This window comes from Bacillus sp. TE8-1, from assembly GCF_008368855.1.
Taxonomy (GTDB): Bacteria; Bacillota; Bacilli; order Bacillales; family Bacillaceae_G; genus Bacillus_A; species Bacillus_A cereus.
Genome location: NZ_QPET01000014.1, coordinates 131,700 through 156,921 on the forward strand (window position 1 = coordinate 131,700; position 25,222 = coordinate 156,921).

The window sequence follows — 25,222 nt, forward strand, 5'->3', positions numbered from 1 at the left end:
ATATCTTTTATTGAATCGTTGATATATTGCAAGTTGTGATAGATAAATTTGAAAAATCGTTGATATATTGCAAGTTGTGATAGATAAATTTGAAAAATCGTTGATATAATTTCATTTACCGATATCTATATATGGTTCACCGAAAACAAACAGGGATGTCACTCGGTTAAAAAAGTGACATCCCTGTTTTTAATTCTCTGCAGAATAAATAATATCTAAATTCCCATTTTGATCGGTTTTGAAAATTGGGGCAATTTGCTCTTCTTGCTCTTCTTGCTCTTCGACTGAAACAAGTTTTCGAGCACGATCCATAATTCGAACAAGCATCGCGTAATCTTCTTCGATTGCTTGTTGTTTTTTTGTGAGTACTGCTAATTTCGTTTCAAGTTCATGATTCGTTTTTTGCAGAGAGGTGAGTTGAGCTTGTAATACATCATTTTCAGTTTGCAACTTTGCAAGTGAAGGATTGTTATGTTCTAAATTTTGTAAAAATGAAATGACATTTTGCATTGTAAGATCTTGTTTACTTGACGTAATATCTTCTGAAAAATCGGCGTCAATTACGAGTTGTTTCGTTTTCGTGAACCGATCTTTTTCTATATTAGCTTCAGAACGTTTTAATTCTTTACGTTGTTTTTTTGCAAGCTGCACCGCATCTTCGTAATTCGGTCTTACTTCAGCATTCCATCTAAAACCACAAGCTGCGGAAGTGCGGTTTAAAGCGTCGCCAACTTCATCAAACGCTTTTATTTGTGTACTTCCGCTGCGAATATGTCGCAAAACAGTTTCTGCTAAAAGGAGATCATCTTCTTTTGTCCATGCATCTTGACGTGTTTTCATAAGCGAAGCCTCCATAATGGTGACGTTTTCGTTTATGTTACCCTTTATTTTTCGTTTTATTCGAAGTTTGTAATCTTTCATAAACAGTAGAAAGTGCTTGCTCAAATTTTCCTGTCGTTTTCGGTTTATAATATTGCTTGCTTTTTATTTTATCAGGTAAGTATTGTTGCCTTACCCAGCCGTTTGGATGGTCGTGCGGATATAAATATCCAATGCCTCTTCCAAATGATTCTGCGCCTTTGTAATGACTATCTTTTAAATGGCTTGGAATGTCACCTGTTTGACCGTTGCGTAAATCGTGTAATGCAGCATCAAGTGCTTTATAAGCTGAATTTGATTTTGGTGATAAGCATAGCTCGATAACGGCATTTGCAAGTGGGATGCGTGCTTCTGGGAATCCAACTCGTTCAGCTGATTCAATTGCAGCTAGTGTACGTGGTCCAGCTTGTGGGCTAGCAAGTCCAATATCTTCATAAGCCATAATAAGAAGGCGTCTGCCAATGCTTTGTAAATCACCTGCTTCAATAAGGCGTGCTAAATAATGGAGTGCTGCATTTACATCACTTCCGCGCACTGATTTTTGAAATGCTGATAATACATCATAATGAGCATCGCCGCCTTTGTCGTGGACGAAGCTCTTCTTTTGTAAGCATTCTTCTGCAATCTCGAGTGTGATTTCAGCCGCTTGATCGTCTGTAGTAAAGCTAGATAATACAGCAAGCTCAAGTGCGTTATAAGCGGAACGCATATCACCACCAGAGGCGTTTGCAAAGTGATGTAGTGCTTCATCTGTTACCGTTACTGCATATTCTCCAAGGCCTTTTTCTTTATCTTCTAAAGCTCTTTTTAACCCAATTAAAATATCATCTTCTGTTAGTGCGTGTAATTCGAAAATTTGACACCTGCTTCGAATAGCGGAGTTTATTGCATGGAATGGATTACTTGTCGTAGCACCAATTAAAGTAAGAAGTCCGCTTTCTAAGTGAGGTAATAGAAAGTCTTGCTTTGCTTTATCTAGACGGTGAACTTCATCTAAAATTAAAACGAGGTGTCGATGCATCTTCGCTTCTTGTACGACAACTTCCATATCTTTTTTATTGTGAGTAACAGCATTCAATAGACGAAACGGGGTACCGGTACTTCCAGCAATTGCACTGGCAATGGATGTTTTTCCTGTACCTGGAGGACCGTATAAAATCATAGATTGAAAATGATTGGCTTGGACCATTCGCCATAAAATCTTTCCTTCACCAACTAAATGTTGTTGCCCAATAATTTCTTGAATATTTGTAGGGCGCATTCGATGTGCGAGTGGTTGTTTCATTTGGACCGTCTCCCTTAATATATAATCTCGTTCTATCGTATCATTTTTTTCTACGAAATTTGAAATAGGATGCTGTTTTATGGGAAAAATAAAGGATAATATTTTCATTTTTCTTTCAATTGTAATAATTCCCGAGTTTTTCAATGTGATTTTATGTTATCATTTTGATACACAAGTTGAAATTTCTTATAATACTATATTATGCTATAATTTCATAGGATTTTAAATTGTGTTCTTTTTATAAATAAGATATAACCAATAGAAGTGAAAATTTGAAAAGAGGTGCAAAATAGATGAAAATTTCAACGAAAGGCCGCTATGGCTTAACAATTATGATTGATCTTGCAAAAAAGTTTGGTGAAGGTCCGATTTCATTAAAATCAATTGCGCAGGCACATGACTTATCGGAACATTACTTAGAGCAATTAATTTCACCACTTCGTAACGCGCGTCTAGTAAAGAGTACACGCGGAGCATATGGCGGATATGTACTATCAGATCAACCGGCTAACATTACAGCTGGGGATGTAATCCGTGTATTAGAGGGGCCGATTAGTGTTGTAGAAATGATAGAAGAAGAAGAACCAGCACAACGCCAGTTATGGATGCGTGTTCGTGATGCGGTACAAGAAGTGTTAGATAGTACAACGTTAGAAGATTTAGTACGTTATGAGGAAGAAAATCACGGGGGCTATATGTTTTACATTTAATTCCTTGTGAAACGATTTGGAAAGAAGGAGATTTAATGGAACGCATTTACTTAGATCATGCTGCGACATCTCCGACTCACCCAGAAGTGGTCGAAAAGATGATTCCATATATGACAGAAATATTCGGGAACCCGTCTAGTATTCACTTTTATGGACGTCAAACGCGCCATGCAGTAGATGAGGCGAGACGAGTGTGTGCACGCAGCATTCATGCGAATCCGAATGAAATTATATTTACGAGCGGTGGTACAGAAGCTGATAATTTAGCGCTTATCGGTGTAGCACGTGCGAACCGTCATAAAGGTAACCACATTATAACGACGCAAATTGAACATCATGCGATTTTGCATACGTGCGAATTGTTAGAGCGTGAAGGGTTTGAAGTGACATATTTACCTGTCGATGAAACAGGGCGCATTCAAGTTTCTGACATACAAAAGGCATTAACAGAAGAGACGATTCTTGTATCTGTTATGTTTGGGAATAATGAAGTAGGGACGATGCAACCGATTGTGGAAATAGGAAAGCTGTTAAAAGAGCATCAAGCGTATTTCCATACAGATGCGGTACAAGCTTACGGTTTAGTAGAAATTAATGTGAAAGAGTTTGGTATTGATTTATTATCAATTTCAGCTCATAAAATTAACGGGCCAAAAGGTGTAGGTTTCTTATACGCTGGTGCAAATGTGAAATTTGAACCGTTATTAATAGGCGGAGAGCAAGAAAGAAAACGCCGTGCTGGTACGGAAAATGTGCCTAGTATTGCTGGGCTTCAGTATGCAATTCTTATAGCTGAAAAAACTCGTGAGCAAAAAAATGCCCAATATGAAGAGTTTAAAGATATAATGGTATCTGTCTTCAAAAATGAAGGCATTACTTTCGAGGTAAACGGAAACTTAGAACATCGCTTACCGCATGTACTTAATGTAAGTTTTACAGGAATGAACATTGAACCGTTTCTTGTGAACTTAGACTTAGCTGGTATTGCAGTATCAAGTGGTTCTGCTTGTACAGCTGGTTCGATTGATCCATCACATGTATTAGTAGCGATGTTTGGAAAAGACTCCGATCAAATACGTTCATCCGTACGCTTTAGTTTTGGACTTGGAAATACGAAAGAGCAAATTGAAAAAGCGGCGTACGAAACAGTGAAAATCGTGAAGCGATTAACACAAAATTAGCATGGGAGGTGACATGATGAACAAACTACCTCACGAAACACGCGTTGTCATCGGTATGTCCGGTGGCGTCGATTCATCTGTAGCAGCACTTTTATTAAAAGAGCAAGGTTATGATGTAATCGGAATTTTTATGAAAAACTGGGATGATACAGATGAGAATGGTGTCTGCACAGCAACAGAAGATTACAATGATGTAATTGAAGTGTGTAACCAAATTGGTATTCCGTATTATGCAGTAAACTTTGAAAAACAATACTGGGATAAAGTATTTACGTACTTCTTAGATGAGTACCGAGCTGGTCGTACACCAAACCCAGATGTAATGTGTAATAAAGAAATTAAATTTAAAGCATTTTTAGAGCATGCAATTGCGCTTGGTGCGGATTATGTGGCAACAGGCCATTATGCACGCGTTGCTTATATGGACGGCGAATATAAAATGCTTCGCGGTGTTGATGACAATAAAGATCAAACATATTTCTTAAATCAATTAAGCCAAGAGCAATTATCAAAAACAATGTTCCCGTTAGGTGAATTAAAGAAACCGCAAATTCGTGAAATGGCGAAAGAAGCTGGCTTAGCGACAGCGGCGAAAAAAGATAGTACAGGTATTTGCTTCATTGGTGAGCGTAACTTTAAAGATTTCTTAAGTAACTACTTACCGGCACAACCAGGTGTAATGCAAACATTATCTGGTGAAGTGAAAGGGAAGCATGACGGTTTAATGTATTATACAATTGGACAACGTCATGGCCTTGGAATTGGTGGTAATGGTGATCCATGGTTTGCTGTTGGGAAAAATCTAAAAGAAAACATTTTATATGTTGATCAAGGATTCCATAACGAACTTCTATATGGTGATGAAGTTATTGCTACGAATGTAGGATGGGTAAGTAACAAAGAAAAAGAAACAGAATTTAAGTGCACGGCGAAATTCCGTTATCGTCAAGAAGACAATAAAGTAACGGTTCAAATCGTTGATGAAAATACAGTTCGTATTCTTTGTGATGAGCCAATTCGTGCAATTACACCAGGACAAGCAGTCGTTTTCTATGATGGAGATGAGTGCTTAGGCGGTGCTACAATTGATGAAGTATACCGTAGTGGTAAGAAATTGGATTATTTAGGATAAACGAGAAGCCTCTGCCGATTAGCGGTTAGAGGTTTCTTTTACATAAAGCGAATTTTCGTTCGCTTGGAAAATACATTCTTTGTTATAATTTGTTGTAGAGGTGAAGGACATGTCAAACAAACTTGAAACAGGTATTCAATATATGCAAGAAGGAAACTGGGAAGAAGCAGCTAAAAATTTTACAGAAGCAATCGAAGAAAATCCGAAAGATGCGCTTGGATACATTAATTTTGCAAATTTATTAGACGTATTAAGTGATAGCGAGCGAGCGATTTTATTTTATAAACGCGCACTAGAGTTAGATGATAAATCTGCAGCTGCCTATTATGGTTTAGGAAATGTATATTATGGCCAAGAGCAATTTACTGAGGCGAAAGCTGTATTTGAACAAGCAATGCAAGCTGGATTACAATCAGCTGATGTAACATTTATGTTAGGTATCACACATGTACAGCTTGGAAATGATCGTCTTGCACTACCATTCTTACAAAGAGCAACAGAATTAGATGAAAACGATGTAGAAGCTGTATTCCAGTGCGGACTTTGCTTCGCGCGATTAGAACATGTTCAAGAGGCGAAACCTTATTTTGAAAAGGTATTAGAAATGGATGAAGAGCATGCAGATGCGTATTACAATTTAGGTGTTGCGTACGTATTTGAGGAAAATAATGAGAAGGCTCTCGCTTTATTTAAGAAAGCAACTGAAATTCAGCCAGATCACTTTTTAGCGGGTAATGGCGTTCGTTTATTAGAGCAAGAAGCTGAATAAGATAAAAATATAGTTTAATGGGTAGTTATCCCTCATCTAAAAAGGTGGGGGATGTACTGCTCATTAAAGTGAAAATATCGGAAAGGAGAGGAAAGATGGGAAATCAACATGCAATGGATTTGTTTGAGGAAGAGAAAAAGTTTATAAAAGCGCAAGTTCTTCATACCATTTTCCACAACGAAGAAAACCTCTATTCCGTTGTCAGTATGAAAGTCATTGAAACGAATGAAACGTATGACGAAAAGAAAGTAATGATAAACGGTCATTTTCCCCGCATGCATGAAGATGAAGTGTTTACATTGACTGGTCATTTTAAGGACCATCCAAAGTATGGAAAACAATATATGGTTGAAACATTTAAAAAAGAATTGCCGCAAACAAAAGCAGGTATGGTGCAATATTTAGCGAGTGATTTATTTAAAGGGATAGGAAAGCGTACAGCTGAAAAAATTGTGGACCATCTCGGAGAACATGCTATTTCTAAAATTATGGATGACCCTGAGACATTAAATGGTGTTGTTAATAAACAAAAGGCTCAGGAAATATATGAGACAATTGTTGAACATCAAGGATTAGAGAAAGTAATGAGCTTTTTAAATGGCTACGGTTTTGGAACGAAACTTTCTATTAAGATTTACCAGCAATATAAAGAGATGACATTAGAAGTGATTCGTAATAATCCGTATCAACTTATTGAAGAAGTGGACGGGATTGGTTTTGGAAGAGCGGATGATATAGGGCGTGCGTTAGGGATATCGGGTAATCATGACGACCGTGTACGAGCGGGATGTTTTTACACATTAGAGAATGTCTCATTACAACTTGGTCATGTTTATATGAGGAAAGATCAACTTGTAAGAGAAACGATGTCACTTTTAAACAATCAAGAAGGAAGAGTGACTGAGGAAGATATTATAGGTTGTATTGAAACGATGCAAAGTGAAGGGAAAGTCATCATAGAAGAAGAACGAGTGTATTTAGCGACGTTATTCTACTCTGAAAAAGGTGTTGTAAAGTCTATTCGCAGGCTTATGAATCAAGAAGAAACACCTTCATTTCCAGAAGCGGAAGTGTTAAAAACGTTAGGTGAAATTGAAGAACAACTGAACGTACAATATGCACCGTTTCAGCAAGAAGCAATTCAAACGGCACTTCATAAACCGATGATGTTATTGACAGGTGGACCAGGAACAGGGAAAACAACAGTTATTAAAGGGATTGTTGAAATGTATGCGTCACTTCACGGATTATCGTTAAATCCGAATGAATACAGTGATGATAATCCATTTCCAATACTATTAACAGCTCCAACAGGAAGAGCAGCGAAGCGGATGAGTGAATCGACAGGACTTCCAGCTTGCACAATTCACCGTTTACTTGGTTGGACGCCAGAAGGATCTTTCCAGCGTAATGAAACGGATCCTGTCCAAGGTAAGCTCCTTATTATCGATGAATTTTCAATGGTTGATATTTGGCTTGCAAATCAGCTATTTAAGTCGTTGCCGACGAATATTCAAGTTATCGTTGTAGGTGATGAAGATCAGTTGCCATCTGTAGGACCTGGACAAGTATTAAAAGATTTATTAAATGCAGGCGCAGTTCCGACAGTGAAGCTTACTGAAATTTATCGTCAAGCGGAAGGCTCATCAGTCATTCAACTTGCCCATGCGATAAAAAATGGAACTCTACCACCAGATTTAGCGCAAAACAAAAAAGATCGTTCGTTTATCAGCTGTACAGGGGCTCAAATTGTTGAGGTTGTGAAAAAAGTTTGCGAAAATGCTAAAACAAAAGGCTTTAGTGCAAGGGATGTTCAAGTATTAGCACCGATGTACCGCGGGCCTGCTGGTATTAATGTATTAAACGAAGCGCTGCAACAAGTATTTAATCCGAAGAGGGAAAAGAGTAAAGAAATTGCTTACGGTGATGTTGTGTACCGAAGAGGCGATAAAGTACTGCAACTCGTGAATCAGCCGGAGAGCCAAGTGTTTAATGGTGATATTGGGGAAATTGTTTCGGTGTTTTATGCGAAAGAGAACGTTGAGCAACAAGATATGATTATCGTTTCATTTGATGGAATTGAGGTAACGTATACGAAGCCCGATTTAAATCAAATTACGCATGCATATTGTTGTTCCATTCATAAATCACAAGGTAGTGAATTTCCGATTGTTATTATGCCAATCGTGAAAAGTTACAACCGTATGTTACGTCGTAATTTAATTTACACGGGTATTACAAGAAGTAAGAAGTTCCTTATTATTTGCGGGGAGGAAGCAGCTTTCCAATCTGGTGTAAATCGCCTTGATGATGCAATGCGTCAAACAACTTTAGCTAGTCGCTTACAAGAATCACAAGGAGAAGTACAGATGGTCACAGTTAATGGCGAGGAAATGGACGTGGAAAACATTTCACCGTATGATTTCATGTAACAAGGTGAAATTATATAGTGAAACTTTCAAACGCATAGCGTTGAAAGGCTCCAGTAATGTATAAATGAATGCAGTTTGGACATAATGGCGAATAGAATCTGGGAGACTGTAAGGAGATGAAAGCCATATGTTCATTTGTCCAAATTGCAAAGGGAAAGACATTGGAAAAATAGGTGTCAACCAATTTTATTGCTGGAATTGTTATATCGAATTATCGGTTTCAAAGGGGAAAATCCATACACATCAAGTTGAGGAAGATGGTTCATTAAGCTCTCTTGATGATTTATTTGATGAGAATGAAAGAACGATCGGATAACGAAAAGGGGGATTTACTTTGAATCTACGCAATTCATTAATCGCATTAGGTGTTGGAGCTGCAGCATATCAATATGCTCGTAAACAAGATGTATTTTCAAAACGCAATATGAAAAAAGCACGTAAGATGATTAAGTCTTACTTATAATCATTTCGATAAATTGAAAAACTCCCTTGTAGACAAGGGAGTTTTTTTATGCACCCATATGCAAATAAAAAAGTCCGATCTCTGAGAAAAGATAAGATAGACCGTAGCAGCCAACGCCAAGTATTCCATACTGCCATAATTGCTTCGCTTTTTCTTTACGTGAGGAATGAATAAAGAACCCCTTCCAAATACCGAACCCGATACAAATCCATTCAAGAATCATAAAAAGTGCTGATAATCCAAGCATAAATAAAACCATAATTAGCCCTCCTGATTATATTAATTCATGCTGTATTCTCAGGGGTGGTTGTCCTTGTTATGTTATTTATATGTACGTCTTTAAAAAACAGTATGGTCCGTATGAAAAGATTTTAAAAGTTTCGCACATAACCTACCCCATTTATTTTCAAAATAAAGGTGGAGGAGGTTTTTCATGTGAAGAATCTTAAAATCATTTGGATATATCGTTTAGGATTATTGTTACTTGTTTTTCTTTGTCTGCTCGTCTTTTTAAAAATTAAGCCGCTATGGGCACCGATTATTTTTGTATTTAAAGTAGCAATCACGCCGTTTCTTATCGCGTGTTTTATTGCGTATTTATTGCACCCTTTAATTGAAAAAATTCATAAGGAAGGGATGCCTCGTACACTTGCCATTTTGCTCATTTATATCCTTTTCTTTGGCGGAATTGGTTATGGGATTTATAAAGGAACACCAGTCGTTATTAAACAGTTACAAGAGATTAATGAACAATTTCCCCAGTTTACAAAGATGTACGATTCGTGGATGGATGGCGTTACAGAACAAACAGCGAATTTCCCTTCGTTCATTCATGAAAAGGTGAAACAACTTTTTGTGGGTGTGGAAACGAAGATTCAAGCGCTTTTAAATAAAGTGATGAGTACAGCTCGTGGTGTACTCGATTCATTGCTCATTATTTTCTTAATACCGTTCATTGTATTTTACATATTAAAAGATTATGGTGAGTTTTATCATATCTTTTGGAAACTAGTCCCAAGTAAATGGCGAGGTACGGGGCAAATGCTTGCGAAAGAAATTGATAAGTCACTTGGAAGCTATATTCGAGGACAGTTATTTGTTTGTTTAGTATTAGGGGGAGTATCAGCTCTTTCTTTTTGGTTTATCGGTATGAAATATCCATTATTGCTTGGCATTATTATTGGGGTAACGGATATAATCCCATACTTCGGTCCTATTTTAGGAGCGATCCCGACGTTAATGATTGCAGCAACAGTATCAACGAGTTTACTTATTAAGGCGGGGATCACGATTGCGATTTTGCAATTTGTGGAGAGTAACATTTTATCGCCTTACATCGTTGGTAAGTCACTTCGTATGCATCCCGTTATTATTATGCTTGCCTTACTAGTTGGGGGAGAGGTAGCTGGGATTGTAGGATTGCTAATATCGGTTCCGATTTTAGCAGTTATTCGCACTGTCATTGTTCATGTGAGACCGCTCTTGAAAAAAGAAGATGTGTAAGTATAGAAGCCCTCTATGTAAGAAATAGAGGGCTAATCATATATTTATTTAGAAAGCTGCTCGTGTATCTTTTGAACGAGGGAGCTCACATCATTTGTTTGAATATGTTTTATTTTTTTCCATTCGTTATCATACATAAATATAATTTGATTGTTGAAAAGACGCTTTTGTTCTTTTAGATTAGAAATTTTTGCGAAAGAGTACTCTTCAAATATTGGATTCTTACTTACATCTGGCCCATAAAAGAATAGTCTTTTGTTCGTTAAAATTAGCAATCCTGGCCTTGCGACGGAACGATAAATAAATATGTCTAATGAACATGCTGCGTAAAATAATATCGTTTCGTCAGTCGCTAATATGTTTTTAGCTTTGCTAAGTAAGGTTGTCATTGTGATCGCTCCTTTATTTTATTAACAATAATTTAATTGTAGCAAAAAAAGTAATATTTAGAAATTTTTATAAATCATTCTTATAAGGAGATTCCGATTTGTTAATAAATGCATACTATATGAAAAGGCTGTTAAGAATGAATAGTAGAATACCTATGATAAATAAGCAATTAATACAATATAAATGATTATCTACATTGACAAACTTAAGAGAATTCTATTATATTTAGTCATATAATACATTAAATCAATGACGGAACAAGTACGTTACAGTCCATTTCTAGAGAGAAGCTTCCATATGGCTGAAAGAAGCTTTAGATGAAGGGTAACAGAAAGCTAATCCTGAGAGCAGCTAATCACTGCCGTCTTGCCACGTTACGGCACCATGAGGTGATGAATTGATTGTTATTGTAATCAATTCATAATTAGGGTGGTATCGCGAGTTAACTCTCGTCCCTTTTATAGGGACGGGAGTTTTTTATATTTAAGGAGGAAAATACAATGAAACAACTAACAGGCGCACAAATTCGTCAAATGTTTTTAGACTTTTTCCAAGAAAAAGGACATGCAGTAGAACCTAGTGCATCACTAGTTCCGCATGAAGATCCATCTCTTTTATGGATTAATAGTGGTGTAGCTACATTAAAAAAATATTTTGATGGACGTGTAATCCCACAAAATCCACGTATTACAAATGCTCAAAAATCAATTCGTACAAACGATATTGAAAACGTAGGGAAAACAGCTCGTCACCATACATTCTTTGAAATGTTAGGAAACTTCTCAATTGGTGATTACTTCAAAGAAGAAGCAATTACATGGGCTTGGGAATTCTTAACGAGCGACAAATGGATCGGATTCGATAAAGAATTACTATCAGTTACAATCCATCCAGAAGATGAAGAAGCATTCACAATTTGGAATGAGAAAATGGGCGTTCCAAAAGAGCGTATTATTCGCTTAGAAGAAAACTTCTGGGATATCGGTGAAGGACCAAGTGGACCGAATACAGAGATTTTCTATGACCGCGGAGAAGCTTACGGTAATGACTTTAGTGACCCAGAATTATATCCAGGCGGAGAAAACGAGCGTTACTTAGAAGTATGGAACCTTGTATTCTCTCAATTTAACCATAATCCAGACGGTTCATATACACCACTTCCTAAGAAAAACATTGATACAGGGATGGGTCTAGAGCGTATGACATCTATCGTTCAAGATGTACCTACGAACTTTGATACAGACCTATTCATGCCGATGATTGGTGCAACAGAAACAATTTCTGGTGAAAAATATCGTAATGGCGATTCAGAAAAAGATATGGCATTCAAAGTAATTGCTGACCATATCCGTACAGTAACATTCGCTGTTGGTGACGGTGCTCTTCCATCTAACGAAGGCCGTGGTTATGTATTACGTCGTTTATTACGCCGCGCTGTTCGTTATTCGAAGAAATTAAACATCAACCGTCCATTTATGTTTGAATTAGTACCGGTTGTTGGAGAAGTAATGAAAGACTTCTATCCAGAAGTACTTGAAAAGAAAGATTTCATTGCGAAAGTTGTGAAGAACGAAGAAGAGCGTTTCCATGAAACACTTCATGATGGTGAAGCGATTTTAGCTGAAGTAATTGCAAAAGCAAAAGAAGAAAAAACAACTGTTATTTCTGGAGTAGATGCGTTCCGTCTATATGACACATACGGTTTCCCAATTGAATTAACAGAAGAATATGCAGAAGAAGCTGGCATGACAGTTGATCATGAAGGTTTTGAAAATGAAATGGAAAAACAACGTGAGCGTGCACGTGCTGCTCGTCAAGACGTTGATTCTATGCAAGTTCAAGGTGGTGTCCTTGGAGAAATTAAAGTAGCGAGCGAATTCGTTGGTTACGGTACAGTTGCAACAGAAAGTAACGTTGTTGCACTTGTGAAAAACGGTGAATACACAGACAGCTTACACGCTGGTGAAGAAGGACAATTAATGCTTGATGTAACACCATTCTATGCTGAGAGCGGTGGACAAATTGCAGACCGTGGTTACCTTCTTGCAGATGGTGTGAAAGTTCTTGTAAAAGACGTACAAAAAGCACCAAACGGCCAAAACTTGCATAAAGTTGTTGTTGAAGAAGGTACATTAACGAAAGATGCGGCTGTAAAAGCTATTATCGATACGAAAAACCGTAGTAGCGTTGTAAAAAATCATACAGCAACTCACTTACTACACCAAGCATTAAAAGACGTACTTGGAACACACGTTAACCAAGCAGGTTCTCTTGTAACTTCTGAACGTCTACGTTTTGACTTCTCTCACTTCGGTCAAGTACAAGCTGACGAATTAGAAAAAATTGAGCGTATGGTAAACGAAAAAATTTGGGAAAGTATTGATGTTGAGATTTCTCAAAAAGCAATCGAAGAAGCGAAAGAAATGGGCGCAATGGCATTATTCGGTGAAAAATACGGAGATGTTGTACGCGTTGTACAAGTTGGCGATTACAGCTTAGAGCTTTGTGGTGGTTGTCACGTTGATAATACAGCTTCTATCGGTATTTTCAAAATCGTTGCTGAGTCTGGTATCGGTGCAGGAACTCGTCGTATTGAAGCAGTAACTGGTAAGTCTGCATACGAATTAATGAACGATCAAGTAGGTTTATTAAAAGAAGCAGCAGGAAAAATGAAAACAAATCCGAAAGATATTTTAACAAGAGTTGATGGTCTATTTGCTGAAGTGAAACAACTGCAAAAAGAAAATGAATCTCTTGCTGCGAAATTAAGCAATATCGAAGCTGGAAACTTAACTGATTCTGTAATGACAGTTGATGGTGTGAATGTATTAGCAGCGAAAGTAAATGTTGCAGATATGAATAACTTACGTACGATGATGGATGATCTGAAAAATAAATTAGAGTCAGCAGTTGTTGTATTAGCGTCTGTTAATGACGATAAAGTAAACATCCTAGCAGGTGTAACGAAAGACTTAATTAGCCAAGGTTACCATGCTGGTAAACTTGTGAAAGAAGTAGCTTCTCGTTGCGGCGGTGGCGGTGGCGGCCGTCCTGATATGGCACAAGCAGGCGGTAAAAACCCAGCTCAAGTCGAAGAAGCTTTAGCATTTGTACAAGAGTACGTTAAATCTGTTTCAAAATAAAGAGATAGTAGTGTACAATGGTAGGGAGAGGAGAAGTTCTTCTCCCTATACTTACTATATAAGTGAGGTGCTTGAAATGGACGGTTTTGATAAAACAATGAAGTTTAGCATTCAAGATGAAAAACAGAGTGTCCATGTAAATGATGTACTTTTAACTGTGTATGATGCACTTCAAGAAAAAGGCTATAATCCGATTAACCAAATCGTCGGTTATTTATTAAGTGGAGACCCAGCATACATACCTCGCCATAAAGATGCACGTAGCATCATTCGCAAGCTTGAACGTGATGAGTTAATTGAAGAGCTTGTGAAGTCTTACTTGAAACATCATCGTGAGGAGTAGTTTATGCGGATATTAGGTTTAGATGTAGGTACAAAAACAGTCGGAGTTGCAATTAGCGACGAAATGGGCTGGACAGCACAAGGATTAGAAACAATTAAGATTAACGAAGAACGAGGTCACTTTGGTTTTGATCGTATTTCTGAGTTAGTAAAGCAGTACAATGTGGACAAAATAGTAGTAGGTTTACCTAAAAATATGAATGGTACAATTGGCCCACGTGGCGAAGCGTGCCAACAATTTGCAGAAAACCTACGAGAGCTGTTACAATTAGACGTTGTAATGTGGGACGAGCGTTTGTCAACAATGGCAGCGGAACGTCTACTCATTTCAGCTGATGTAAGTCGTAAGAAGCGAAAACAAGTAATCGATAAGATGGCTGCAGTCGTAATCTTACAAGGATTTTTAGATAGAAAATAAGAGGTGACCAAAATGGAAGAACGTCAAATTACAATTGTAGACGAAAAAGGTAACGAACATTTATGTGAAATTATTTTCACTTTTGATGCTGACAAATTTGGTAAAAAATCATACGTAATCTTCTCTCCAATCGGTGAAGTAGATGAAGATGGAGACCCAATTTATGATGCAATGGCTTATGAGCAAAATGAAGAAGAGGGCGGAGTTTTACTTCCAATCGAATCAGAAGAAGAGTGGGAAATGGTACAAGAAACGTTTAACACTATTGCTGATGAGCAAGAAGCTGAATAATAAGTACTGAAAAGATGGACGACATACAGTCCATCTTTTTTTGTATTTATATGTAAAATGAAAGATTTTTTGTCGAAACTGTGTAAGTCTTTGTAGTATAATGAGACGGATTGTAGAAAAATAAAGTGTCAATTAAAAAAGATAAGTGAATTTGTTGCGTTTTTACATCGTGCTGTATAGAAAGGTGTACATACGGTCTACAATTAAGTAAGGAGGAAATGTTTTGATAGAGAATCAAGTGAAAAAGAAGCGTAGACGCATCTTTTTATTTTCGATTATTGCACTGCTTTTAGTTTGTGGTTCAGTCTATGCGTATATTTCATCCGCATTAGGACCAGTTGATAGCGGGAATAAAAAAGAGATTGAAGTAGAAATTCCGAAAGGATCATCTACAAGTAAAATTGGAGAAATTTTAGAAGAAAAAGGCGCTGTAAAAAACGGTACAGTTTTTAGTTTTTATACAAAGGCTAAATCGAAAAGTTTACAAGCAGGTACATATTTATTAAATCCTTCAATGAATGCTGAAGATGTGATCGAACAAATGTCAGCTGGCAACGTGCATCGTCCAGCTCTTTATAAAGTGACGATTAAAGAAGGGGCGCAAGTAACTGAAATTGCAGAAACGATTGCGACAGAACTAAAGTGGAATAAAGATGATGTTACGCGTCAATTAAACGATAAAGCATTTATTCAAAAAATGCAGCAAAAGTATCCGAAGTTATTAACGGATAAAATCTTTGATAGTAATATTAAATACCCATTAGAAGGTTATTTATATCCTGCAACGTATTCGTTTTATAAGAAAGATACAACGTTAGAAGAAATTGTAATTCCAATGCTTGAGAAAACAAATGCAATCATTGTTCAAAATGAGGCGAAAATGAAAGCGAAGAATTGGGATGTTCATCAGCTTTTAACATTATCTTCACTTATTGAAGAAGAGGCAACTGGTTTTACAGATCGTCAAAAGATCTCTAGTGTCTTTTATAATCGTTTAGCAAAAGGTATGCCGCTTCAAACGGATCCAACGGTATTATATGCACTTGGAAAGCATAAACAACGTGTATTATACGAAGATTTAAAGGTCAACTCACCGTACAATACGTATGTTGTAAAAGGATTGCCGGTAGGGCCGATCGCAAACTCTGGTAAACATTCAGTAGAAGCTGCGTTAGAACCTGCGCAAACAGATTATTATTATTTCTTAGCTGCACCAAGTGGTGAAGTGTACTATGCGAAAACATTAGAAGAGCATAATGCATTAAAGCAAAAATACATTACGAAAAAACAGTGAAATGGGGAGGGATAGCGAAAAAAGTCGCACATCCCTCTTTTTTGTGGTAAAATATATCGGGTTAAAAACTGGCAGAAGAATCGTTTTTAATATCAAAACGGGACGTACAAGCTAAGGATAAAGCTGGCTTGTATTTTTATTGCATTCTATGTGTGAAAAGACGTCATAGAGGCACTTCTCCATGTAAATAAGGAGGACCATTTATGGAGGATGCAGTTAACGAGTACCTATTATCATTTATTGATCCGAAAGATAAATTAATTCTTGAAATGGAAGAATATGCAACAGAAAATCATGTGCCGATTATGGATCGACTTGGAATGGAATTTATGCTGCAATTTTTACGTTTAATTGGACCGAAAAGCATTTTAGAACTTGGAACAGCAATCGGTTATTCTAGTATTCGTATGATGCAAGCTATTCCAAATTCACGTATTGTGACAGTTGAGCGCAATCGTGAGCGATATGAAAAAGCACTTGAATATATAGAACGTTCCCCAGTAACAGATCGTATTTCAGTTATTTACGGTGATGCGTTAGAGACAGGTGAACAAGTAAAAGAACACGGGACATTTGACGTTATTTTTATTGATGCAGCAAAAGGACAGTATCGTCGTTTTTTTGACTTATATGAACCGTTATTAAATCCTGGTGGCGTAATTATTTCAGATAATGTTATGTACCACGGTCTTGTAACGACAAAAGAGAAAATTGAAAACAGACGTACACGTGGTTTAATCCGTCGTATTAAGACGTACAATGAGTGGCTTATGAACCATGAAGGATATGATACAACGATTTTCCCAATTGGTGATGGAGTAGCTGTTAGTAAAAAGAGAGGGTGACCAAGGTATGAAGAAACCTGAATTGTTAGTAACGCCAAGAGCGGTGGCGGATATCGAACAACTTGCGAAAGCAGGAGCAGATGCGGTAATGATCGGTGAGCAAAAGTTTGGTTTACGTTTAGCAGGGGAGTTTTCACGTGAAGATGTAAAACAAGCTGTGAAGATTGCACATGAAAATGGTGTGAAAGTATACGTAGCCATGAACGCTATGTTCCACAACGATAAAGTAGAAGAATTAACAGATTACGTTTCATTTTTAAACGAAGTAAATGTAGATGCAATTGTTTTCGGAGATCCAGCGGTATTAATGGCTGTTCGCGAAGTAGCACCAAATATGCAGTTGCACTGGAATACAGAAACGACAGCAACAAACTGGTTCACTTGTAACTACTGGGGACAAAGAGGAGCGAAGCGCGCTGTATTAGCTCGTGAGCTGAGCTTAGATGAAATTGTTGATTTAAAAGAAAATGCTGAAGTGGAACTAGAAGTACAAATTCACGGTATGACTTGTATGTTCCAATCGAAGCGTTCATTAGTAGGAAACTACTTTGAGTATCAAGGACGTAATCTTGACATTGAAAAGAAAAAATATGAAGAGAATATGTTCTTATATGACCCAGAGCGTAACAATAAATATCCAATTTATGAAGATGAAAATGGTACTCACATTATGAGTCCCAACGATATTTGTTTCATCGATGAATTAGAGGAACTAATCGAAGCTGAAGTTGATAGCTTAAAAATCGACGGTGTACTAAAAAGCTCTGAATACATTATTGAAGTAACGAAGAAATATCGTCAAGCGATTGATTTATGCGTAGAAGATCGTGATGCATATTATGACGTGAAAGATGATCTATATAAAGAAATAGAAGAAATGCAACCAGTAAATCGTCCGTTAGATACAGGATTCTTCTTTAAAGAAACGGTTTACTAAACGAGGAGGGTGTAGGAAATGACTGTACAAGAAATTTCACGAGTGATCGATGGCAAACGTGTTATTGTGAAGAAACCTGAACTGTTAATCCCTGCGGGTAACTTAGAAAAATTAAAAGTAGCTATCCATTACGGGGCAGATGCTGTATATTTAGGTGGACAAGAATTTGGTCTTCGTTCGAATGCAGGCAACTTTACGCTAGAAGAAATGGCAGAAGGCGTTGAGTTTGCAAAGAAGTATGGAGCAAAAATATACGTAACAACAAATATCTTTGCGCATAATGAAAATATGGACGGGCTAGAGGAATATTTAAAAGGGATTGAAAAAGCTGGCGTAACGGGAATTATCGTTGCTGATCCGCTTATCATTGAGACTTGTAAACGCGTAGCGCCTTCTGTTGAGGTGCATTTAAGCACACAGCAATCACTATCCAACTGGAAAGCAGCACAGTATTGGAAAGAAGAAGGTTTACATCGTCTTGTATTAGCTCGTGAAGCAAGCTATGAAGAAATGAAAGAAATTAAAGAAAAAGTGGATATTGAAATTGAAGCATTCGTACATGGTGCAATGTGTATCGCATATTCAGGAAGATGCACATTAAGTAACCATATGACAGCGCGTGATTCTAATCGTGGTGGTTGTTGCCAATCTTGCCGCTGGGATTATGATTTAGTTCAAACAGTATCACAACATAAAGATGCAAAAGAGCTTCCTCTATTCCAAGAAGGAGATGCTCACTTTGCGATGAGTCCAAAAGATTTAAATTTAATTTTATCAATTCCGAAAATGATTGAAATCGGAATCGATAGCTTAAAGGTAGAAGGACGTATGAAATCAATCCATTACGTAGCGACTGTAGCAACTGTATATCGTAAAGTAATTGATGCTTATTGTGCGGATCCAGATAACTTTGAGTTTAAACAAGAATGGTTAGATGAGCTTGATAAATGTGCAAATCGTGATACAGCTCCTGCATTCTTTGAAGGGGTTCCAGGACATCAAGAGCAAATGTTTGGAAATCATAGTAAGAAAACAACGTATGATTTTGCTGGTTTAGTGTTAGATTATAATGAAGAAACGGGCATCGTAACGATTGAGCAACGTAATCATTTCAAACCAGGACATGAAGTGGAGTTCTTTGGACCAGAAATAGAAAACTTTACGCAAACGGTGGAGAAAATTTGGGATGAGGATGGAAACGAATTAGATGCAGCGAGACATCCGTTGCAAATCGTGAAATTCAAAGTGGATCAACGAGTGTATGTGAATAATATGATGCGCAAAAGCATACTTCAATAAGAAAGAGTGATAGTCGAATGGGGACGAATAAGCCTGTTGTAATTGGAATTGCTGGTGGTTCGGGATCAGGTAAAACGAGTGTAACGAAAGCGATTTTTGACCATTTTAAAGGTCATTCTATTTTAATCTTAGAGCAAGATTATTATTACAAAGATCAAAGCCATTTACCAATGGAAGAGCGTTTAAAAACAAATTATGATCATCCGCTTGCGTTTGATAATGATCTGTTAATTGAACATTTGCAGCAGTTGCTTGCATATGAGCAAATTGATAAGCCTGTATATGACTATACATTGCATACGCGTTCAGAAGAAATTATTCCAGTTGAGCCGAAAGATGTAATTATTTTAGAAGGAATTCTTATTTTAGAAGACCCACGTCTTTGCGAGTTAATGGACATTAAATTATTCGTTGATACGGATGCTGACCTTCGTATTCTGCGCCGCATGCAGCGTGATATTAAAGAGCGCGGTCGTACGATGGATTCAGTTATTGATCAGTACGTAAATGTTGTACGTCCAATGCACAATCAATTTATTGAGCCTTCTAAGAAATTTGCGGATATTATTATCCCTGAAGGTGGACAAAACCACGTTGCAATTGATATTATGGTGACAAAAATTGCAACAATTCTTGAACAAAAAGTAAATTTGTAATAGCATAGTAAAAGATATACGGTAGGAAGGGATTTTTTCCCTTCCTATCGAATACAATGAAACATGCAACCTCATCTATATATAGGTGAGGGCATATTTATATCAACTTTCCATACATATCTTCTTTATATAAAGAAGAATTGGAAATACGGGGTTGTATGTGACAACTCCGCTAGTGCAAGGGTACTAGAAACCTCCGCTAACAATGGAAGCGGAGGAGTTTTCATATGGAACTCCTCTTTTTTTCGGGGGATTGGTATATAAAAGGAGTGGAAAATATGTCAACAGAAAAAACATACCCTATGACGCAAGAGGGTAAGCAAAAACTAGAGAACGAACTTGAGCAATTAAAAACAGTAAGACGTAAAGAAGTAGTAGAACGTATTAAAATCGCACGTAGCTTCGGGGACCTTTCTGAGAACTCTGAGTACGATGCAGCGAAAGATGAGCAAGCGTTCGTAGAAGGACGTATTACACAATTAGAAAATATGATTCGTAATGCAGTTATCATTAAAGATACTGGCGAAGTATCAACTGTTGTTACATTAGGTAAAACAGTAACATTTAAAGAATTACCAAACGGAGATGAAGAAGCGTACACAATCGTAGGTAGCGCGGAAGCTGATCCATTCGAAGGAAGAATTTCTAACGATTCTCCAATCGCAAAAAGCTTATTAGGTAAGCAAATTGGTGAGAAAGTAACAATCCAAACACCAGGTGGAGAAATGCAAGTAGAGATTGTCTCTGTAAAATAAAAAAAAGATTCTCCTATCGGGAGAATCTTTTTTTTCTGTAGAATGAAAAAAATTGTGTAAACCTTAGAGTGATTCGACAAAAAATGTCAAAAAAACACTTTAAGCTTTGATATCATAATTAGAGACCATAGGTTTTAAAAGGGAAAAGGGGCTAATTATGAAACATAAAATCTTTACAGGATTGGTTTGTAGTATCTCCATATTAGGACTTGCTGCATGCGGAACGAATGAAGAAACTACATCATCAAAGGGAGAAAAAGTAAAGCAAGAAGAAAAAAAGGATATTAAAGCAACTGAGAGTTCAAAAGCCTTAGAAAATCCACAAGATAAAAAGGAATTTAATGATTTTGATGTAGCGTATCAATTAGCAATTGTCATGAAAATATTTCAAGATGTAACGATTAAGTATGATTACGCAATTGGGAATCCAGATTATTTATTGCGAGATTCGATGGATCAAAAAACAATAGATGATATGAAGAATATGTTACAAGAACAGGCGAAGAATAATGATAAAATTTTAAAAGATGAAGTGAATCAAGCATATACATATTTAAAACAATCGAAAGTAAGTAATAAAGATGATATTCAAAAAATAATAGATGCACAAAATAATTATTTACATATTGTAGATAAGATGATTACTTGTATTGATTCTGTAACAGTTGAGAATGCAAAAGAAAAAAGAAATGAAATGGATAATTTCAGTAAGGACTATTTAAAAGTAGCGGCTAATGTAACAACTACTGTAATTGAAGTTGCTAAAAACACTGGAGTGAATGAAACTGAATTTAAATCGCTTCTTACGAAATTTTTAGAGAAGCCAAAAAAACAATAATAGCTTTATATAATATCTATTTTTGTTTTGGAGCTTGTATAAATAAAATAGTACCTCGTCTAAACTACAATAGACGAGGTGTTTTTTTATGAAAATAAAACGGAGAATTACAATTGTTTTAATTTGTTTTATGAGCGTTATGTTTGTATTGCTTTGTCGTTTAATCCAAATTCAAATTATAGATACAGAATCATTTACTGATCGCAAAATAAATTTAATTGAAAAAAGTGTTACGCAACGTACACAATCCATTACAGTAGACGATGGACGTGGGCAGTTTATAGATCGTAATGGTAAAGAAATAGGTGAGGAAAAATATCCTGTTTTAATTATTTTTCCATTTTTACAAATAAAAAATGACATGTTAGAGAAAATCGCGCATATCATTGGTGTGTCGAGACAAGAGATTAGAAGACAAATGAAAAATAACAAAAATGCATTTACCCTACAAGGAGAAACTGCTCCATTTCGAGTGACACGAGAGCAGATGGAGAAGGTAAATGAATTACATGTATTAGGTATTGTAGCAGCTGAAGTGCGATTAAAACAAACTGGAGAAATCAGTCATTTAATTGGTGATGTAGGGGAGAACGAAAGGGAGTTTCAAAAGCGATATGGAGAATTGAAAAAAATTTCAAAACAAACGCCGATAGGTATTTCAGGATTACAGCAATCATTTGATGAATTTCTATTGACTGATGGAGAGGCAAAAGTATTATATCAAGTAGATCGGCAAGGAGAACCAATTTTCGGAAAGCAAGCGAAATACACTTCACCAGGAAATCCGTTTTATCCAGTTAGGGTTCAAACTACTTTACATAAAGAGTTGCAGCAAAAAGCAGAAGAAGTGATTGAAGCAAACGAAATAAAGAAGGGGGGATTAGTATTACTTGATGTAAAGACAAATGAAATATTAGCGATGGTTAGTAAGCCGTCTTTACAAGTAAGGGATGAGAATTTATATAAAACTACACTTGAAAATCAAATGTTAACGCCACATTTTCCAGGCTCTGTTTTTAAAACAGTAGTTGCAGCTGCAGTCATTGATCAAAAAGTAAATTTGTTTAATCGGACATTTAACTGTAATAAAGATTTATATGGTGAAAACGACCCGCAAGTTAGGATGGGTACACTTAACTTTAAAGAGAGCTTTGCTAGGAGCTGTAACAGAACATTTTCCGAGTTAGGTAACGAGCTATTACAAAAGGATAGGACGGTGTTAGAAACATACGTAGCAGCTCTAGGAGCAAATGAAAAGGTTGGATGGAAAGGTTCTGTATTTCATACACCTCATTTTGAGCAAATGTCAGAAGAGAAAGGCACTACTATTTGGGGGAATGAAGAAAATAAAAGTAATAAAAAAGCGGTAGAACAAACAGCGATTGGACAGAAAGATGTACGTATATCACCTCTAGCAATTGCCAATATGATGGCGACGATTGCGAGGAATGGAGGAAAGATGGAAGTGAAAGCTGTTGAAAAAATAGTATATAAAAATGGAGCGGATTTTTTTACATTTGAGAGCCATACGTTAAATGGAAAACAGCTTTCGTATGAAACAGTGAAAACATTACAAGAGTTATTAAGAGGCGTTGTAACAAGGGAGAAAGGAACAGGAACAGCATTCCGTTCGTTGCCACTAAGTGTCGCTGGAAAATCCGGGACAGCGCAAACAGGGAAAGGGACGAGGGTGAATCGCTGGTTTGCAGGTTATTTTCCGTATGAGAATCCAAGATATGCTTTAGTTGTTGTTGATCTAGAGACTGATAGCAAAGTGAATAAAGTTACACCTATTTTTAAAGATATGGTAGGAGCAATCTATCAATTGGAGAATGAAAAGTAATCTTGCAATTTATAGTGAAATGTCTTCATTTCATGAAAATATTATTGTAAATGTTCAACCTTTCTAGATTTAATGTTACAATAGCAATTAGGAAAAACTGCATGGAGGTTTGGAGAATGGCAGGAGGATCAAGATTCCAACAGAAACAACAAAAACGTCGTCAAAACGGTGTTTTAAATATTGCAATCGCTATTGTATTACTATTAGTAGCTATTGTAGCATATCAATTGTTCGTTCCTAGTACGAAAGAGCAAGCATCTTCTACTGATAAGAAAGTCTCTCAACAAACAACAAAGAATGAGAAAGCTGGAAAATCAGAAGATAAAGAATCTGCTAAGAAAAAAGAAAAAGAACAAGAGCAAGCAGAAGCTAAGAAAAAAGCTGAAGAAGAGAAGCTAAAGGCTGAAGAAGAACAGAAAAAAGCTGAAGAAGAAGCGAAAGCTAACGAGAAAGTATCAGCTGAAAAAACTGTATCTAAGGCAAAAGAGGCTTACACAAAACCTTCTTGGAAAGCTGTAGGAACAGAACAAGGTTCATCACCGGCGATGACGTTTAAACAAGGGTCATCAGATTGGAATGAGATGCAAAGTGCAATTGCTGCAGGTGTTGAGATACCGAAAGAGCAATTAGTATTCCATTTTGTTGGAAGAGACAAAACTGGAAAGAGCAAAGCTTATGGTGATGTTCAAGATAAGCAAAGTGGGAAAAGATATTACGTAAATATTGATTGGGTAGACAATGAGGGCTGGAAACCAGTACTTGTTCAAACTCTAAACTAAAAAAGAGAAGCTCCTTAGGAGCTTCTCTTTTTTGTTAACGCAATTTCTTTAATTTAAAATGAACAACCGCGCTATAATACGGTCTTTTGCTTTCAGGATCCATAACCATTTGATGAGAGATGTGATGAACTTCAAGCATAAGTGCTTTATTATTATCAATTTGTTCACTAATTTTTCGTTCTAAAGAAGCTAAGTCTCCCGCTTCAAAAAACTCTACTTTATCTTCTAACATTTCAAAGGTAAATGACATGAAGACGGCCCCTCTCCTATGTAATCAACTATAGTGTAACAAAGAAAAGAAGGAAATACCATGTACATTTCAATTGACATTTTTAGAAAGAGGGAATATCATACTGATAAAACCGATAAGAAAAAGGGGAATTTTTATGGGTACAGAATTTAATGGTTTATTTGATGAGTGGGCTCATACGTACGACTCATTTGTACAAGGCGAAGATATACAATATAAAGAAGTTTTCGCCCATTATGAGGACATTCTAGAGGATGTAGTTAACAAGTCATTTGGTAATGTATTAGAATTTGGTGTCGGTACAGGTAATTTAACAAATAAATTATTACTTGCTGGCCGCACAGTTTACGGTATAGAACCGTCGCGTGAAATGCGCATGATTGCAAAAGAGAAATTGCCAAAAGAATTTTCAATTACAGAGGGTGATTTTCTTTCGTTTGAAGTTCCAAATTCAATTGATACCATTGTAAGCACCTATGCATTTCATCATTTAACAGATGATGAAAAAAATGTAGCAATTGCGAAGTATAGTCAATTGCTAAACAAAGGTGGTAAAATAGTGTTTGCTGATACGATATTTGCAGATCAAGATGCATATGATAAAACTGTTGAAACAGCAAAAGAAAGAGGTTTCCACCAGTTAGCAAACGATTTGCAAACGGAATACTATACACGTATTCCAGTTATGCAGACTATTTTTGAAAACAATGGCTTCCATGTAACGTTCACGAGATTAAATCATTTCGTTTGGGTAATGGAGGCAACTAAGCAATAGAAAGAGGGATTAG

At 36.6% G+C, this 25,222-nt stretch carries 27 protein-coding genes and 1 other annotated feature; of the genes, 22 read left to right on the top strand and 5 right to left on the bottom strand.

All coding sequences use genetic code 11. The features are described 5' to 3' along the window. Positions 1-189 precede the first annotated feature (189 nt). A complete protein-coding gene (locus DN404_RS12415) occupies positions 190-840 on the bottom strand; it encodes an RsfA family transcriptional regulator (protein WP_149215104.1) in 651 nt (216 codons plus the stop codon). 37 nt (positions 841-877) lie between these two features. Then, entirely contained in the window at positions 878-2,164 is a 1,287-nt protein-coding gene (locus tag DN404_RS12420; protein WP_149215105.1) for a replication-associated recombination protein A, read from the bottom strand. 293 nt (positions 2,165-2,457) lie between these two features. On the opposite strand from DN404_RS12420, the gene cymR reads away from it, so the two are divergent. The 7 genes from cymR to DN404_RS12455 all read left to right on the top strand — a co-directional run bounded on the left by cymR (position 2,458) and on the right by DN404_RS12455 (position 8,851). Further along, positions 2,458-2,874 (top strand): cysteine metabolism transcriptional regulator CymR, encoded by a 417-nt coding sequence (gene cymR / locus DN404_RS12425; RefSeq protein WP_000704116.1) that lies wholly within the window; start codon positions 2,458-2,460, stop codon positions 2,872-2,874. Between the two features lie 35 nt (positions 2,875-2,909). Then, complete coding sequence (locus tag DN404_RS12430) at positions 2,910-4,055, top strand: cysteine desulfurase family protein (protein ID WP_149215106.1); 1,146 nt, start codon at positions 2,910-2,912, stop codon at positions 4,053-4,055. 16 nt (positions 4,056-4,071) lie between these two features. Continuing rightward, positions 4,072-5,187, top strand: coding sequence for a tRNA 2-thiouridine(34) synthase MnmA (gene mnmA, locus DN404_RS12435; RefSeq protein ID WP_001038010.1), 1,116 nt, complete (start codon positions 4,072-4,074; stop codon positions 5,185-5,187). A gap of 109 nt (positions 5,188-5,296) precedes the next feature. Further along, positions 5,297-5,956 carry a tetratricopeptide repeat protein gene (locus DN404_RS12440; protein WP_149215107.1) on the top strand — a complete coding sequence of 220 codons (660 nt, stop codon included), beginning with the start codon at positions 5,297-5,299 and terminating at the stop codon, positions 5,954-5,956. A gap of 95 nt (positions 5,957-6,051) precedes the next feature. Beyond that, positions 6,052-8,388, top strand: a complete 2,337-nt coding sequence (recD2, locus tag DN404_RS12445; RefSeq protein WP_149215108.1) for an SF1B family DNA helicase RecD2 — start codon at positions 6,052-6,054, stop codon at positions 8,386-8,388. Positions 8,389-8,515: 127 nt separating this feature from the next. Continuing rightward, positions 8,516-8,704: a hypothetical protein gene (locus tag DN404_RS12450; protein ID WP_000469281.1), complete on the top strand. Its 189-nt coding sequence runs from the start codon at positions 8,516-8,518 to the stop codon at positions 8,702-8,704. Between the two features lie 18 nt (positions 8,705-8,722). After that, a complete protein-coding gene (locus tag DN404_RS12455; RefSeq protein WP_001053553.1) occupies positions 8,723-8,851 on the top strand; it encodes a YrzQ family protein in 129 nt (42 codons plus the stop codon). Positions 8,852-8,897: 46 nt separating this feature from the next. Here DN404_RS12455 and DN404_RS12460 read toward each other — a convergent pair whose 3' ends face one another. Then, positions 8,898-9,110, bottom strand: a complete 213-nt coding sequence (locus tag DN404_RS12460; RefSeq protein WP_000242535.1) for a hypothetical protein — start codon at positions 9,108-9,110, stop codon at positions 8,898-8,900. 176 nt (positions 9,111-9,286) lie between these two features. Here DN404_RS12460 and DN404_RS12465 point away from each other — a divergent pair, with 176 nt between their 5' ends. After that, positions 9,287-10,354 (top strand): AI-2E family transporter, encoded by a 1,068-nt coding sequence (locus tag DN404_RS12465; protein WP_000793128.1) that lies wholly within the window; start codon positions 9,287-9,289, stop codon positions 10,352-10,354. Between the two features lie 44 nt (positions 10,355-10,398). Here DN404_RS12465 and DN404_RS12470 read toward each other — a convergent pair whose 3' ends face one another. After that, positions 10,399-10,743, bottom strand: a complete 345-nt coding sequence (locus DN404_RS12470) for a PH domain-containing protein (RefSeq protein WP_000209578.1) — start codon at positions 10,741-10,743, stop codon at positions 10,399-10,401. 241 nt (positions 10,744-10,984) lie between these two features. Then, positions 10,985-11,204 (top strand) — a binding site (T-box leader). A gap of 40 nt (positions 11,205-11,244) precedes the next feature. On the opposite strand from DN404_RS12470, the gene alaS reads away from it, so the two are divergent. The 13 genes from alaS (at position 11,245) to DN404_RS12535 (ending at position 24,184) form a co-directional block, all read left to right on the top strand. Continuing rightward, positions 11,245-13,887, top strand: a complete 2,643-nt coding sequence (gene alaS, locus DN404_RS12475) for an alanine--tRNA ligase (RefSeq protein ID WP_149215109.1) — start codon at positions 11,245-11,247, stop codon at positions 13,885-13,887. A 76-nt stretch (positions 13,888-13,963) separates the two neighbouring features. Next, entirely contained in the window at positions 13,964-14,230 is a 267-nt protein-coding gene (locus tag DN404_RS12480) for an IreB family regulatory phosphoprotein (RefSeq protein ID WP_000348590.1), read from the top strand. Between the two features lie 3 nt (positions 14,231-14,233). Continuing rightward, positions 14,234-14,647 (top strand): Holliday junction resolvase RuvX, encoded by a 414-nt coding sequence (gene ruvX / locus DN404_RS12485; RefSeq protein WP_001221192.1) that lies wholly within the window; start codon positions 14,234-14,236, stop codon positions 14,645-14,647. Between the two features lie 12 nt (positions 14,648-14,659). Next, positions 14,660-14,938, top strand: coding sequence for a DUF1292 domain-containing protein (locus DN404_RS12490; RefSeq protein WP_000392730.1), 279 nt, complete (start codon positions 14,660-14,662; stop codon positions 14,936-14,938). Between the two features lie 223 nt (positions 14,939-15,161). After that, complete coding sequence (gene mltG, locus DN404_RS12495; protein WP_000572131.1) at positions 15,162-16,232, top strand: endolytic transglycosylase MltG; 1,071 nt, start codon at positions 15,162-15,164, stop codon at positions 16,230-16,232. Positions 16,233-16,435: 203 nt separating this feature from the next. After that, entirely contained in the window at positions 16,436-17,077 is a 642-nt protein-coding gene (locus DN404_RS12500) for an O-methyltransferase (protein ID WP_000389102.1), read from the top strand. Positions 17,078-17,084: 7 nt separating this feature from the next. Then, positions 17,085-18,014, top strand: coding sequence for a peptidase U32 family protein (locus DN404_RS12505; protein ID WP_000742806.1), 930 nt, complete (start codon positions 17,085-17,087; stop codon positions 18,012-18,014). A gap of 18 nt (positions 18,015-18,032) precedes the next feature. After that, positions 18,033-19,313, top strand: a complete 1,281-nt coding sequence (locus tag DN404_RS12510) for a peptidase U32 family protein (protein WP_000217974.1) — start codon at positions 18,033-18,035, stop codon at positions 19,311-19,313. Positions 19,314-19,330: 17 nt separating this feature from the next. Then, positions 19,331-19,969, top strand: coding sequence for a uridine kinase (gene udk / locus DN404_RS12515; protein WP_000537078.1), 639 nt, complete (start codon positions 19,331-19,333; stop codon positions 19,967-19,969). Positions 19,970-20,247: 278 nt separating this feature from the next. Then, positions 20,248-20,724, top strand: coding sequence for a transcription elongation factor GreA (greA, locus tag DN404_RS12520; protein ID WP_000102591.1), 477 nt, complete (start codon positions 20,248-20,250; stop codon positions 20,722-20,724). Positions 20,725-20,881: 157 nt separating this feature from the next. Next, positions 20,882-21,562, top strand: coding sequence for a hypothetical protein (locus DN404_RS12525; protein WP_000680877.1), 681 nt, complete (start codon positions 20,882-20,884; stop codon positions 21,560-21,562). Positions 21,563-21,650: 88 nt separating this feature from the next. Continuing rightward, positions 21,651-23,405: a peptidoglycan D,D-transpeptidase FtsI family protein gene (locus tag DN404_RS12530; RefSeq protein WP_149215110.1), complete on the top strand. Its 1,755-nt coding sequence runs from the start codon at positions 21,651-21,653 to the stop codon at positions 23,403-23,405. 116 nt (positions 23,406-23,521) lie between these two features. Next, positions 23,522-24,184 (top strand): YrrS family protein, encoded by a 663-nt coding sequence (locus tag DN404_RS12535; RefSeq protein WP_000897098.1) that lies wholly within the window; start codon positions 23,522-23,524, stop codon positions 24,182-24,184. Between the two features lie 34 nt (positions 24,185-24,218). Here DN404_RS12535 and DN404_RS12540 read toward each other — a convergent pair whose 3' ends face one another. After that, entirely contained in the window at positions 24,219-24,434 is a 216-nt protein-coding gene (locus DN404_RS12540) for a YrzA family protein (protein WP_000010984.1), read from the bottom strand. 136 nt (positions 24,435-24,570) lie between these two features. Between DN404_RS12540 and DN404_RS12545 the strand changes: the two genes are divergently transcribed. Then, the gene (locus DN404_RS12545) at positions 24,571-25,209 is read left to right on the top strand and encodes a class I SAM-dependent DNA methyltransferase (protein ID WP_000536320.1); all 639 of its coding nucleotides are present in this window, start codon (positions 24,571-24,573) and stop codon (positions 25,207-25,209) included. Positions 25,210-25,222 lie beyond the last annotated feature (13 nt).

Excerpts from the sequence above, each read along its gene's own strand:
- DN404_RS12415 (WP_149215104.1), bottom strand. The coding sequence starts at position 840 with ATGAAAACACGTCAAGATGCATGGACAAAAGAAGATGATCTCCTTTTA.
- DN404_RS12420 (WP_149215105.1), bottom strand. The coding sequence starts at position 2,164 with ATGAAACAACCACTCGCACATCGAATGCGCCCTACAAATATTCAAGAA.
- cymR (WP_000704116.1), top strand. The coding sequence starts at position 2,458 with ATGAAAATTTCAACGAAAGGCCGCTATGGCTTAACAATTATGATTGAT.
- DN404_RS12430 (WP_149215106.1), top strand. The coding sequence starts at position 2,910 with ATGGAACGCATTTACTTAGATCATGCTGCGACATCTCCGACTCACCCA.
- mnmA (WP_001038010.1), top strand. The coding sequence starts at position 4,072 with ATGAACAAACTACCTCACGAAACACGCGTTGTCATCGGTATGTCCGGT.
- DN404_RS12440 (WP_149215107.1), top strand. The coding sequence starts at position 5,297 with ATGTCAAACAAACTTGAAACAGGTATTCAATATATGCAAGAAGGAAAC.
- recD2 (WP_149215108.1), top strand. The coding sequence starts at position 6,052 with ATGGGAAATCAACATGCAATGGATTTGTTTGAGGAAGAGAAAAAGTTT.
- DN404_RS12450 (WP_000469281.1), top strand. The coding sequence starts at position 8,516 with ATGTTCATTTGTCCAAATTGCAAAGGGAAAGACATTGGAAAAATAGGT.
- DN404_RS12460 (WP_000242535.1), bottom strand. The coding sequence starts at position 9,110 with ATGGTTTTATTTATGCTTGGATTATCAGCACTTTTTATGATTCTTGAA.
- DN404_RS12470 (WP_000209578.1), bottom strand. The coding sequence starts at position 10,743 with ATGACAACCTTACTTAGCAAAGCTAAAAACATATTAGCGACTGACGAA.
- alaS (WP_149215109.1), top strand. The coding sequence starts at position 11,245 with ATGAAACAACTAACAGGCGCACAAATTCGTCAAATGTTTTTAGACTTT.
- DN404_RS12480 (WP_000348590.1), top strand. The coding sequence starts at position 13,964 with ATGGACGGTTTTGATAAAACAATGAAGTTTAGCATTCAAGATGAAAAA.
- ruvX (WP_001221192.1), top strand. The coding sequence starts at position 14,234 with ATGCGGATATTAGGTTTAGATGTAGGTACAAAAACAGTCGGAGTTGCA.
- DN404_RS12490 (WP_000392730.1), top strand. The coding sequence starts at position 14,660 with ATGGAAGAACGTCAAATTACAATTGTAGACGAAAAAGGTAACGAACAT.
- DN404_RS12500 (WP_000389102.1), top strand. The coding sequence starts at position 16,436 with ATGGAGGATGCAGTTAACGAGTACCTATTATCATTTATTGATCCGAAA.
- DN404_RS12505 (WP_000742806.1), top strand. The coding sequence starts at position 17,085 with ATGAAGAAACCTGAATTGTTAGTAACGCCAAGAGCGGTGGCGGATATC.
- DN404_RS12510 (WP_000217974.1), top strand. The coding sequence starts at position 18,033 with ATGACTGTACAAGAAATTTCACGAGTGATCGATGGCAAACGTGTTATT.
- udk (WP_000537078.1), top strand. The coding sequence starts at position 19,331 with ATGGGGACGAATAAGCCTGTTGTAATTGGAATTGCTGGTGGTTCGGGA.
- greA (WP_000102591.1), top strand. The coding sequence starts at position 20,248 with ATGTCAACAGAAAAAACATACCCTATGACGCAAGAGGGTAAGCAAAAA.
- DN404_RS12525 (WP_000680877.1), top strand. The coding sequence starts at position 20,882 with ATGAAACATAAAATCTTTACAGGATTGGTTTGTAGTATCTCCATATTA.
- DN404_RS12530 (WP_149215110.1), top strand. The coding sequence starts at position 21,651 with ATGAAAATAAAACGGAGAATTACAATTGTTTTAATTTGTTTTATGAGC.
- DN404_RS12535 (WP_000897098.1), top strand. The coding sequence starts at position 23,522 with ATGGCAGGAGGATCAAGATTCCAACAGAAACAACAAAAACGTCGTCAA.
- DN404_RS12540 (WP_000010984.1), bottom strand. The coding sequence starts at position 24,434 with ATGTCATTTACCTTTGAAATGTTAGAAGATAAAGTAGAGTTTTTTGAA.
- DN404_RS12545 (WP_000536320.1), top strand. The coding sequence starts at position 24,571 with ATGGGTACAGAATTTAATGGTTTATTTGATGAGTGGGCTCATACGTAC.